The 11,364-nt window shown below is 54.3% G+C and carries 13 protein-coding genes; 4 read left to right on the top strand and 9 right to left on the bottom strand.

The features are described 5' to 3' along the window. Positions 1-39: 39 nt before the first annotated feature. Positions 40-945 carry a hypothetical protein gene (locus tag RWV98_RS15875; protein WP_317861974.1) on the top strand — a complete coding sequence of 302 codons (906 nt, stop codon included), beginning with the start codon at positions 40-42 and terminating at the stop codon, positions 943-945. A gap of 4 nt (positions 946-949) precedes the next feature. Here RWV98_RS15875 and RWV98_RS15870 read toward each other — a convergent pair whose 3' ends face one another. Then, complete coding sequence (locus tag RWV98_RS15870; protein WP_317861972.1) at positions 950-1,531, bottom strand: hypothetical protein; 582 nt, start codon at positions 1,529-1,531, stop codon at positions 950-952. Positions 1,532-1,711: 180 nt separating this feature from the next. Between RWV98_RS15870 and RWV98_RS15865 the strand changes: the two genes are divergently transcribed. Further along, entirely contained in the window at positions 1,712-2,338 is a 627-nt protein-coding gene (locus tag RWV98_RS15865) for a hypothetical protein (protein ID WP_317861971.1), read from the top strand. A 4-nt stretch (positions 2,339-2,342) separates the two neighbouring features. Here the strand turns inward: RWV98_RS15865 and RWV98_RS15860 are convergent, their stop codons facing one another. Beyond that, positions 2,343-2,927, bottom strand: coding sequence for a hypothetical protein (locus tag RWV98_RS15860; protein ID WP_317861970.1), 585 nt, complete (start codon positions 2,925-2,927; stop codon positions 2,343-2,345). A 69-nt stretch (positions 2,928-2,996) separates the two neighbouring features. Between RWV98_RS15860 and xerA the strand changes: the two genes are divergently transcribed. Together xerA and RWV98_RS15850 are read left to right on the top strand one after the other, a co-directional pair. Further along, positions 2,997-3,968, top strand: a complete 972-nt coding sequence (gene xerA, locus RWV98_RS15855; protein ID WP_280962921.1) for a site-specific tyrosine recombinase/integron integrase — start codon at positions 2,997-2,999, stop codon at positions 3,966-3,968. 159 nt (positions 3,969-4,127) lie between these two features. Further along, a complete protein-coding gene (locus tag RWV98_RS15850; RefSeq protein ID WP_317861967.1) occupies positions 4,128-4,829 on the top strand; it encodes a LytR/AlgR family response regulator transcription factor in 702 nt (233 codons plus the stop codon). A 131-nt stretch (positions 4,830-4,960) separates the two neighbouring features. On the opposite strand, the gene RWV98_RS15845 is transcribed toward RWV98_RS15850, so the two are convergent. The 7 genes from RWV98_RS15845 to RWV98_RS15815 form a co-directional block, all read right to left on the bottom strand. Then, positions 4,961-6,799 (bottom strand): ATP-binding protein, encoded by a 1,839-nt coding sequence (locus RWV98_RS15845; protein WP_317861965.1) that lies wholly within the window; start codon positions 6,797-6,799, stop codon positions 4,961-4,963. 326 nt (positions 6,800-7,125) lie between these two features. Then, complete coding sequence (locus RWV98_RS15840) at positions 7,126-7,275, bottom strand: CD1375 family protein (protein ID WP_021920634.1); 150 nt, start codon at positions 7,273-7,275, stop codon at positions 7,126-7,128. Continuing rightward, positions 7,272-7,472: a hypothetical protein gene (locus RWV98_RS15835; RefSeq protein ID WP_021920635.1), complete on the bottom strand. Its 201-nt coding sequence runs from the start codon at positions 7,470-7,472 to the stop codon at positions 7,272-7,274. Before RWV98_RS15835 ends, RWV98_RS15840 begins: the two co-directional genes overlap by 4 nt. After that, complete coding sequence (locus tag RWV98_RS15830) at positions 7,469-9,325, bottom strand: hypothetical protein (protein WP_317861961.1); 1,857 nt, start codon at positions 9,323-9,325, stop codon at positions 7,469-7,471. Before RWV98_RS15830 ends, RWV98_RS15835 begins: the two co-directional genes overlap by 4 nt. After that, positions 9,237-10,463 (bottom strand): reverse transcriptase/maturase family protein, encoded by a 1,227-nt coding sequence (locus RWV98_RS15825; protein ID WP_317861959.1) that lies wholly within the window; start codon positions 10,461-10,463, stop codon positions 9,237-9,239. Before RWV98_RS15825 ends, RWV98_RS15830 begins: the two co-directional genes overlap by 89 nt. A gap of 353 nt (positions 10,464-10,816) precedes the next feature. Next, positions 10,817-11,170: a four helix bundle protein gene (locus tag RWV98_RS15820; RefSeq protein WP_148336593.1), complete on the bottom strand. Its 354-nt coding sequence runs from the start codon at positions 11,168-11,170 to the stop codon at positions 10,817-10,819. After that, the gene (locus RWV98_RS15815; protein WP_262669402.1) at positions 11,139-11,345 is read right to left on the bottom strand and encodes a fold protein; all 207 of its coding nucleotides are present in this window, start codon (positions 11,343-11,345) and stop codon (positions 11,139-11,141) included. Before RWV98_RS15815 ends, RWV98_RS15820 begins: the two co-directional genes overlap by 32 nt. Between the last annotated feature and the right edge of the window lie 19 nt (positions 11,346-11,364).

Here is an 11,364-nt window from a genome sequence, read left to right as displayed (position 1 = left end):
ATACGAACGCGCAGCTGAGAGAGGAGGTTTTACCCTGATATGGCAACGACAACAGATAATTATGGCTTGATTAAGCCGGGTATAGATGATTTTTACGATATTGGTGTGCAGAACGATAACTGGGATGCGGTGGATACCGCGTTAGAGGAACACGCACAACAACTTTCACCGAGTGGAGAAAAAGAAAGCCCTGCGGATTCGGATAGCCTGATTCTAACGGACAGCACGGCAAATGGTATAAAAAAGCGGCTGTCGTGGACCGGTGTCAAAACAGCGCTAGGTAAAGTGTTCGCTGGACTGCAACATACGCATTCCATGGAGGAAGTCGACGCGCTTGGTGCGGCTTTGGCGAATAAGATGCCTGTGGACGGCGGTGTTATAGCCAATATTAACGATGATATAGCTCCGGGAGCATATACATGGATAGACACAGACAATGCGTTTGGATGCGGCACGAATGCGCTTTTTACACTAACTGTAGATGCGCCTACATACACGAACTACAACACGCCAAGCATCGTGCAAACAATCACATGTACATATCCCGCCGAAAATGCTGGGCTGACGCTAAAACGTACAAGTTATTATGCCACAGGCTATACGCAGTGGGTACTGCAAGCCACCGCCATCAAACCCGCCGTGTATGATCTGCCACTGGCGGCAGGGTGGAGCGTTTATCCAGATCACTCGGCTGAATATTATAAGACGCAGGAGGGATTTGTGTACGTAACAGCGAACATCTGGAAAGGAGAAAACACGACCATTGATCCGGGATTTTACACTATCGCAACACTTCCAGAAGGTTTTAGACCGCGTCGTGATGTCGCATGGGGAGGAGGTTCAAACGATCCCTATATTAAAGTGTTTAAAAACGGGGTTATTGAAATACGGGTAGCAATCACCAGCGCATACTTTTTGGGCGGGATTGTCCTTCCTTCTGCTTAGAGCTCTAAGACGCAATAAAACTGGCGTGCGCAATGAACTGATTAGCGTGTACTACAGGCATCCATATCTTTGCGATCCCATTTTCCCAAATTCGTAATGATGCGCAGTATGTACCGCCATCTGTCGTTACAGCAATCGCTGGAATTATGATATATTGTGCTGGTCGATAGCCCTCTGGCAATGTAAAAATGACATCCTCGCTTGTCAATCCGTTGTTAGGCATCACGCAGTCAACAGCTATGGTACAGACATGATCTTGCGTCTTAAAATATTTGCACCCGGCATCTGTGGCGGTTATTCCTGCCGCCAGCGGCAGATCGTACACGGCGGGTTTGGTGGCGGTGGCAATAGGTATCCAATCGCCCCATTCGCCAGAATAGGCCCCCCGAATAGAAAGCCTTGGCTGCAAGCCGAACGATAGCGCCATAAGAGCGCTGTAACCCACCGCCGGATATCTGTGCGGCATATGCAACACGTGATGCCAATCCGAGTTAGGCATCATTGCTGATTCATCAATATCACCAATATAGGCGGTTGGATAATTTGGTTTTTGTAAATCAGCCTCTTCTGGGGCTATGTAGGCCACCTTATTCGCCTAAGGTGTACTAACCGCTAAAAGATTATTGCATATAATTGCATAAATGAGCAATTATACATGGTTTTAGCAATCCTATAATTAAAGAGGCTATAGCAGTAATTAAAATTGATGTGTTTTAGATAATACCCAAAAGCGTTAAAATATATCTACGCCTAAAAATATTCGCCTTTGGCGAATAAGGTGGAAAACAGCGCGGGATTAATCCTCGTTGATGGTTCCAACCTCTTGGATTGGGCTGTCAGCAAAAACATCGGGTGTTCGTTCTCGGTGCCTCCTGACGCTACCGGAACGCCTATTTCACAACGGTGGTACGCAGGTACGCTAGAAGTAAATATAGCTACATCTGCTTGGACGCTTCGGCTAATAGATACATATACATCAATCATGTGGATTAACAGCACGGAGTCTGGGATTTGGAAAGGTTGGAAACCACTTGCCACCGCCACCCCTCCCGCCGTGTACGATCTGCCGCTGGCGGCGGGGTGGAGCGTAGCTGACCAATGGAGCGCGAGTGAATACAGGAAAAATCAGTTTAAAGAAGTTTTTGTTGAATTTACGCTGAGATCGACCGTTGCTCCAACGTCTGGCATGACACTTGCAACACTCCCGGAGGGATACCGTCCAGCAAAAAGCCGACATGCTGTATGCGCAGTTATCTTTTCTGACTACAGCCACGGAGTGGGACATGTAGATGTTGGTGGTGATGGTGCTATTAAACTGTGGTTAGATAATTATAACGGATCGCAAACAGTATTGGTCTTGTACTGTACTCAAATTAACTTTATGGCAGCTTAGAGCTCTAAGCTGCTACAAACACAAATTGATCCATAGTTATAATTCCTTCGCCCCCAAGCGAATCGTTTGTAGCCATATACATTGTTGCATCGCCATTTTGACCTAAATCTACATGCGCAAAATATTGCATTCCGTTTACGTCAACTTTGGTTAACACAGACATCGGATTGCGGGGGCGATAGCCTTCGGGTAAAGAGAAGAGGCGGATTGGTGACGCTATACCATTATAAAACCTAATTCGACAACATGTTTTCACTTCGCCTTCTTGCGTTTTCCAATATTGGCATGGAACATAAGCAGTAAATCCCGCCGCCAGCGGCAAATCGTACACGGCGGGAGGGGTGGCGGTGGCGTATTCTGTCCATACGATTTCGGGCATATTCGCCCTGAAATAACCTGTATAAAATTTAGTATATCCTCGATAGAAGATGCGCGCGTCGCTACTATCAAGCCCACCGACGATGATACCTGAACCATATGTTTCTGGGGTTGCATCGCTCCAATCTGTAAAAAAAGCAATTTCGTGCGTGGTTGCAGCAAGCGTATGTAATTCAGCTTTTGACGCGACATTATGGACAACGGAGTCCACCTTATTCGCCTAAGGCGAACCGACATCTCTTTGCCGCCATGATATAATGGCGGTAAGGAGGTGTTCGATATGGATGCAAAAATGGAGCTGAAAGAAAGATTGTGTGCTGTTTTTTGTGCTAATGCGGAACAAATTGAATCGGTAATGGATGGGTTTGTTATTCAACGGGAAACGGATCACCGACGGAGCAACTTGAAAAAACGAATTTTATCATTTCTATCGGCAAAGAGGATTGACGGATTATCGCCTAAAACGTTGAAAAATTATAAGGAAATGCTTATGTGCTTTGCAAAGCAGGTGGATAAGCATGTTGCGCAAATCAATAGCGATGATATCAGAAGCTACGTGGGCTACTTATCTGATGAGCGAAAGCTGAAAAACAGCAGCATTCAGACCCATCTGACCACGCTGCGATCCTTTTTTTCATGGCTGGATGTTGAAGATATTATTAAGAAAAATCCCATGCGTAAAATAAAATCCTTCAAATTAGACCGTAAAAAGACGCGTATGCCGCTGACACCGGAAGAACTGGAAAAGCTGCGAGATGGCTGCCGCACCTATAAAGAAAAAGCGTTGTTAGAGTTTTTGGTATCAAGCGGCTGCCGTTTGGGAGAAATCGTGCGGATCAAGTTAGATCAGATCGATTGGCAGGGCCGCAGTGTTACGGTGCTCGGCAAGGGGAACAAGGAGCGGATCGTTTATTTTTCCGTGCGCGCAAAGCTAATGCTGCAGGAGTACTTAAATAAGCGGAAGGGTGGAGATGCTCTGTTTGCCAGTTCACGAACGCCATATGGCCCAATGAAAGCGCGGGCGGTGCAAAAAGCGATGCAGAAGATCGGAGAGCGGGCAAAAGAACCGCGTAGGGTGCATCCGCATTTAATGCGCCATACCTTTGCGAGTAATGCGATCAATGGCGGTATGGATCTGGCGGTGATCCAGCGTCTGCTGGGGCATACAGATCCCAAAACAACGCTGATTTACGCGGAGCTGTCACCAAGAACCGTGAAATATGAATACGAGAAGATCGTAGCCGTAGCTTAACGGATACAAAGGAAAACAGACATCTGGGTGATTGTAAAGGGCTCAGGTGTTTTTGCTATGCGTGTATATAGGGAGTACGACTGTCCCCTATACAAAAAACGCCGAATGTGCTATATTGGGTACAGATTTATGAGCGGCGGGGGTGCGAGGGTGTATCGGGTGGCGATTTGTGATGATGTGGAGCGGGATTTGGAGCAGATGACGGGGCTGGCGGTATCGCTCCTGAAGGAGGAGCGGGTCGAATGCGCGGTCGACCGCTTTCACGCGGCGCGGGAGCTGCTGCGCGCAAAGCGGCTAGGCGGGAGCTGGGACCTGATCCTGCTGGACATCATGATGGATGAACAGGACGGTATTGAGTTGGCCGATGCGCTGCGCGAGGCGGGGGACGAGACCGATCTTGTTTTCATCACCGCAAGCCCGGAATACGCGCTTGCGGGCTACCGGAGCTATCCGGTGAGCTATTTGATGAAGCCACTGACGCGGGACGCGCTGCGCCCGGTGCTCCGGCGCTGTCTGGAAGCGCATTGGCGCGTGCCCACGCTGACGCTGGACGCGATGGAGGGCGGCAAAGCGGCTTTTCCCCTGCGGAATATTTCCTTTATCGAAGTTTTCCGGCGTGAGCTGGTCGTGCACTGCGGCGTGGACCGCGTATCTTGCGCGGGCAGTTTGTCGGCGGCGCTAGAGCGGCTGCCGGGGGAGTGTTTTTACCGCTGTCACCGCAGCTTTGTGGTCAATCTGGCGTATGTGAACGGCATTCGGAAATACTGTTTTTTGCTCCGCAGCGGCGGCACCGTGCCCGTAGCGATGCGGGAGTATCCGGAGGCGCAAAAACGCTGGCTCGCTTATGTGGAAACAGAATAGCAAAGGAGCTGTAAAAAACCTGTTGCAAACAGAAGAATACCCAAATGTCATTCTTCACTTCGTTCAGAATGACAAAATTGGTAGCATTCTTCGCTTTGCAACAGTTTTATATTCATTTGTAAGAACTAATTTTACAGCCCCTTTGCACAGGGTGTGGATAATTTGAGCGCGGCGCGCAGGGTGAAAACGGCGCCGTCCTGCCGGACATCGAGCGCGCCGTCGTAGCGCTCGGCTACGCGGCGCATGGCGGGGATACCGAGACCGTGGCTGTCTGGATCAGTTTTCGTGGTGGAGAAGTTGTCTCCGGTGTGCAAGAGGGCGGAATTGCTGCACGAAAGGATGAAAAGCCCTTTTTTGACCGCGAGGGAAAGCTCTATGAACCGATCTTGGTCTTTGGGGAGCCGGTCGCAGGCCTCGATAGCGTTATCCACCGCGTTTGTGAGCAGGGTGCATAGGTCGGCGTCCGCCATGCCGAGAACCTCCGGCACATGGGCGTGACAGCGCACGCGGATTCCGCGATCGCGCGCGGGACCTAGGCGCGCGGCCAAAATATCGTTCACCAGAAAGTTCTCCGCGTAGTACAGGGGCGGCAGCGCGTCCCTTTCGCGCCGGAGCGAAGCGAGGTAAGCGCCGAGCCGCGCCTCTTCCCCCGCTTGATAGAGTGCGGACAGCGTGTCCACATGATGTCTCAATTCGTGCCCCAGCGTGCGTACCTCGTCGATGCCGCGCCGCATTTGGGCCGCGCTTTCGGCGGCAAAACGGTTTTGCAGCGCTTCGGCGCGCAGGTCGGCGCTTTCCCGCAATAGGTCGGCGTTGCGCCGCACCATTAGTGCGCCGAACAGCAGAACCAGTGCGAACCCGGCGTATTCATTTTGCCAAGCGCCGTAGATCGGTTCAAAGGTGTTGGAGTCGCCGATACCCGCGAGCAAGCTCACGCCGAGCACGCCGCAGGCGGAGAGGACGAAAAACACCGTGCCCCCGCCGCCGCGCGCTAGGCCGAACGCCGCGCACAGCGCGAGACCGGCCCATACGGCTATTTTGTACCCATCGACCAGCGCGCCATATAGGCCGATCAGCCCGGCCGCGTGCGGTAAGATACAGATTACGGCGGCAAAACAAAGAAGGCAAAGCAACAACGAGAGCGGGCGGAAAAACCGCCGGTGCCAGATACGATGATCGACACCCGCAGCGATCGCGGCCAGCGCCGCGGCTTGCGCCAGCACCAGCAGCCACGAAGCATCCTCTACGGCGTACCACAGCCGCGAATAGCCACAGAACCGCCAGACAAAGGGATGAACGCAGTGCACGGCAAACGCAAGGCACAATAAGCCAAAGTGGAAAAACAACCGATCGCGCGAGCGGGTCAGCCACAAGCTGAGCGAAAACAGGGCGAGCGTGAGCGCCGCGACGCACAGCACCGCGTAGGTGAGCGTGCGCGTGAGCAGCAGCCGGTCCATCACCGCCGGGGCGGCGAGGGCGGGGGGATAGGTCAATCCGCTGTAATAGTGTGAACGGTTGACGGTATCCAGTTCCAGCACGGTTTCGCCGGAAACGGGCACGCTGACTACGCCCGCGCCTGTTGCGGCGGCGGGCGCGCCGTTGATGCGAAGGGTGTATTCCGTAAAAATCGGCGGCAGTTCCAAAAGGAGAATGCGCGGCGCGCCGTCATAGCGCAGGGTCAAGCGGTAGCGCCCATCGCCAAATGGAGAACCGCCGCCGGGCAGGAAAGAAAAATTGGAGTATTGTCCGATAAACACCGTCTGACCGTTCAGCTTCCACCCGTCGATGAGGAACAGCGGGCGATCAAGATCGGCTTCGGAAAAGGAGAAAACGCCGTTCTCCCCATAGGGCGGACCGGCGGTGTACTTGTTGTCGTAGCGGAAGGTTAGGGCCAAAAGCAGCGCGAAAAGGGCGAGCAGAAGCACGCTCCCTAGAACGGAGCGGTATGTTTTTGTATCAAATTTCTTCACTGCGCGGCCCCCTTTCTGCCTGCCTATACCGTACCATGGATGCACCGGCGCCTGTAGCGCGACAAGTTTTTTGAGAAATTGGGACAGCATACTTGAGAAAAAACGGGCCAATCTTAGAAGCATTTCCGAGCCTGCTCGCTTGCGTCAACCGCCCCCCAGAAGCACGGGAGCGGCACACGCAAGAGGGCGGGCTCAAAGCATACGGGAGGAGCGACGAATAGCCGCCCCTCCCGTGCTTTTTGCCCTCTTGTGGGTTAGGTTACTACCGGCCCTTTACGGGCCGTTTTGCGGGCCTCTACGGCCCTTCGGTGGGTGTCCCTGGGGCGTTACTCCTCCGGCTCGAGAGTGCCTTCCTCCTGCGCCGCCAGATACTCGGCGACGGGGATGATGTACTCCTCGGGCAGGGACTCAATATCGCGCTTGCTGTTCTTCACCAGAACGGCATAGACGGAAATCATGTACTCTTTCACTTTCATTTTGCTTGTCCTCCTTCAATCTGCTTGATCTTACTTTCGAGGCTCGAGACCTTCTCCGTGAGCCCCATGACCTCCTCGAAGAGACCGGCGATCGCCTCATAGAGGTCGATGTTCTGCTCCTCCGCTTCTTCCGCCCTCTGACGCTCGATCTCGGTGATCGGCATCTTAGGGGTCAGATACTTCATGCTCTGGTTCATTCGTAAGCACCTCCAAACCCAGAGATCGAAACCTCCTCCTCATAGCCCTCGTTCTTCGTGATAGTGAAGCGGACATTCACGCCCCACTTTTCGGCGGTCTTGGACTCGTTGAGGAAGTTGTAGACCCGATTGATCGCGACCTGCGCCGTGATGTCCTCCCAGGCCGGGGAGTCGTCGAAGGCATTGTTACACGCTTCGACCTTGGCGACCGATCCCTCAATATGCCATGTAGGCGTGATGAGGATCTTCGTCGCCCGGGCGTCCGTCTCCTCCGGCTGCGCGAACTGGAAGGCGATGACGGTCTCCTTCTTGGAGAAGTTCCAGACCCTCACACTCGTCGCGAAGTTGCCATCAACGGCCTCGACGCGGAGCTGGTGATCCCCATTTGCGAGGACGAGCCAATTCTCACGGGAGAGCTCGATCGTCTCCTCCTGGCCGAGCGTAGCTTGATAGCTGCGGATCTGCTTGTCGTCGACGAACTCGGTGACGACCACGTTGTCGCCCTCGACGTCGGTGACGGTGTACTTCTCGGCGAAGCTGCCCGTCTGCTGGCCGAGGTCTTCGTCCTGCCCAGAGATAGCCGGAGCCGAGTTCGTCCGCTTAAAGGTGAGGCGGCGGTAGGTTGTGCCGCCCTGCCCATCGGTGGCGGTGATGACGAGGTTGTTGACCGTATTGAGGCCCAGGGCGTAGAGCTTTTCCGAGGTGATAGAGACCGAGAGCTGCTCTCCCTTCGGGGCGTTGTTGATGGTGCGGAGCGTTTCGTCGTTCAGCATCTCGACGACCGTCACGGCGTCCCCGTCCGCGTCGTTGACGGTGTAGTTGTAGGTGAAGCCGATGTTCTTGTCCCCGAGGTTGGTGTCCGTGCCGGAGATGGTCGGGGCGGAGTTGACGCGGTTGAAAGTCCACGTCCGAGTCGCCGTTCCGCCCTGTCCGTCAGTGACGACGACCTTGACCGTGTGGGGGCCGAGGGACAGTTCGCGGACGTTGACCGTGATCGTGTTTTTGAAATTTCGCGTCGGGGCGAACGACTTCGTCGTTCGCCCATCAATCGACTCCGTCGCCGTCAAGACGTCGCCGGAGTCGGAGTCGTTGACGGTGTACTCGATCGTGAAGTCCTGGTTCTTATCTCCGAGGTTGCGGTCACTGTCAGAGATCAGAGGGTCAGTGTTCAGGACTTCAAGGACGGGGCGGAAACCGACGGTCACGTACCGATAGCCGGACGAGATGTAGTACCAGAGGCGGGCCGAAAAGTACCCACGGTACGCGCGGTACGACGCGTTCTCCGCCCAGGTCTCTTGACACCAGGAATACACGCCCACCCAATGCCAAAGCTGATTATGGGTACTGTTGTGATCGGTCGTGTTGAGGTTGGTGTCCAGGTCAGAGGAAACCGGGGCAGGGAGTCCGGTGATGACTTCCTCGCGGGTGATGAACCTGTCCCACTCGTTATTGGTAGGTGTTCCTCCGGCATACCAGTCGTTATTCCGCCGGTTGCTGCCTCCGGTGAGGAGGCGGCACTTGTACTTTGTCCCGTCGATGGTGATGGTCTTGCCGGTGACATAGCCCTGCCCGTTCAAGTCATCCCACGAGACGCTGACCAGAATGACGCGGTCGCAAATGAGGAGGGTTTTGTCCCCGTCCTTGATCTTGACCCATTGGAGCTTGTTCGCGTCCGCGCTGGGAGTGTCTCCGAAGGTGTAGTTCGCCATGCTGCCGGACATCTGCGGGATGTCTCCGTAGCCGCTGTTCCCACCTGCGGAGTCGTCAGGCCGCCACGGCTTTGTGGGCCGCTTGAGAATTGCGCCGTTGTTGTAGAATCCGCCGAGCTTGACGGTTCCGAGATATTGCGCCATAAGGGATCTCTCCTTCCGTTTTGATAAAGCGGTAGGGCGCGAATATCTTCTTCGCGAGATTGTAGGAACTGGCCCACCGGGCGAACCCGATCCACGAGTTGACCGCCTGGACGACCGCCGCCCGCGTGATCTTGCCTTCCCTCATCTTCCGAACCATCGCTTTGATACGCCGCTTCTCTCGCCGTTTGGACTCGGTGCGGAGCATCATGTGGGTAGCTCGGATTTTGAAGCCGTAGGCGTTCACGCCCTGCCGCATGTAGAAAACCTTTGTCTTCTTGTTGGTGTCAAGGTGTAGCCTCACTTGGAGGAACTCCTTGATCTTTGCCAGCCACTCCCGGGCGATCTCTTTGCTCGGCGCAACGATGACGACGTCGTCCATGTACCGGGTGTAGAGCTTCGCCCCGAGGAAGCGGACACAAAATTGATCGAGCTCGTTGAGGTAGATGTTCGCGAAGTCCTGGGAGCTGACATTCCCGAGTGGGATGCCTCGCTCTCCCTCCGGCGAGCTATCAATCACTTTGCAAAGAAGCCGGTAAAACCGAAGGAGATCCCCGTACATGTCGGGGCGCTTCTTCTTGAGCTTCTTGAACCGCTTCGCAAGGATTTTCTTGAGCAGGTCGCGGTCGATGGAGTAGAAGAACTTCCGGGCGTCTATTTTAATGACGGCCACATCGTCGCCCCACTTCATGCGGGCGACCCTCATGTCGTGCTGCACCTTGAGGGCGGCGCGGATCGGGCCTCTCCCGTACTGACAAGCGAACGATCCGTCGATGAACACGGGCCGGAAGATGTTTTGCAGCTCCTTATGGATGACGAGCTGCACCACCTTGTCGCGGAGTCCAGGGATTGAGAGCTCTCTCCGTTTGGGCTCCGTTATGACCGTAGAATGATACGGCCCCGGGGTGTACTTCGAGTTCTTGAGCTCTCGCCATAGGTCGACATTGTTCTTCTCTCGTAGGAGGTCATACTTGACGGCCTCCCGGGTGTACTTCCTTTGCCCGCGCGTCGCTTTCCTGTAGCCTTCCTTGAGGTTCTCGTAGTCGATTACTTTCTCATACGGAGAGGCCGGAAGTGGAGGAGGGACGACCGGGCGCTTTATATTGTGAATGGTCTTTACAAAAAAGGGGAATTTCGTCATCGTGGCATCCTTTCCTTTTCAGAAACGGCTTGGCACCTATGACGCGGGTTTTTACCCACATTGCAGACTCACCCCCAGCCTCCCAATACGAGAGGGCGGGCCGGGCGCTCGTCACTGTTTTTACGCCGTCAGAGACAAGGCGAAGGATTACCTCTCCCTTGAAGTATAACAAGGACACGCACTCGAAGCCGTAGCCGCGAATGACGTAATAACCTACAAGGCGGGGCGGAAACCGACGTTCACGTTCCGATTGCCGGACGAGTTGTTGTTCCAGTTGCGGGCCGAATTGTACCCACGGTTCGCGCGGTTCGACGCCATACAGAGATAACCCTAAGTAGGTGCGGTTTACTTTTTTATCGGTTGTTGATGAAGTGCTTTTGCAAGCCTCCAATTATGCGCCCCAGTTCGTTGAGTTTGGTTTGCAGCTCGTGGACTTTCTTCTCGGTGATGTACTTCTGCGTCCGGGCGACTCCAAACAGCACAAGGAGGAGCGTCTTCTCGGCGTCCGCCTCGTCCAGCCATTCGAGCCGCTTCTTGACGACGGTGAGGTTGTTCGCCATGACCGCCGCGCGGATCAGCCGGAAGCACGATTGCTTGATCTCTTGCGACAAACTAAACTTTTCGGCCTGGGGGAAATTCTTGAGCAAGGGGTAGACATCTCTCTCAAGAAAGATTTCAGCTTTCTTTTGAAGTATCGACGGTTCCAATGTAGCAGCACCTCGCATTTCTAACGCGAGCGACCTCCTCCTCGGTGACGTCATCCCCGAAGAACTCGAAGCCGAATTCGGTGAGCTTTACCTTCGCGGGCTTCCCCGTGATGGAGCTGTGCCCCTCGATAACAAGGACGGACTCCCCTTCGAGGGTGAGGCCGCTCGCGGTCATAATAACGAGCTCGTCCTCC

It is taken from the genome of Agathobaculum sp. NTUH-O15-33 (genome assembly GCF_033193315.1).
Lineage (GTDB): Bacteria > Bacillota > Clostridia > Oscillospirales > Butyricicoccaceae > Agathobaculum > Agathobaculum faecihominis_A.
The sequence above is the reverse complement of the archived record's forward strand: the minus strand, read 5'-3'. Positions and strand labels throughout refer to the sequence as shown.

Coding starts and splice junctions, on each gene's coding strand:
- RWV98_RS15830 (WP_317861961.1), bottom strand. CDS start 9,325: ATGGCGCAATATCTCGGAACCGTCAAGCTCGGCGGATTCTACAACAAC.
- xerA (WP_280962921.1), top strand. CDS start 2,997: ATGGATGCAAAAATGGAGCTGAAAGAAAGATTGTGTGCTGTTTTTTGT.
- RWV98_RS15875 (WP_317861974.1), top strand. CDS start 40: ATGGCAACGACAACAGATAATTATGGCTTGATTAAGCCGGGTATAGAT.
- RWV98_RS15840 (WP_021920634.1), bottom strand. CDS start 7,275: ATGAAAGTGAAAGAGTACATGATTTCCGTCTATGCCGTTCTGGTGAAG.
- RWV98_RS15815 (WP_262669402.1), bottom strand. CDS start 11,345: ATGACCGCGAGCGGCCTCACCCTCGAAGGGGAGTCCGTCCTTGTTATC.
- RWV98_RS15835 (WP_021920635.1), bottom strand. CDS start 7,472: ATGAACCAGAGCATGAAGTATCTGACCCCTAAGATGCCGATCACCGAG.
- RWV98_RS15825 (WP_317861959.1), bottom strand. CDS start 10,463: ATGACGAAATTCCCCTTTTTTGTAAAGACCATTCACAATATAAAGCGC.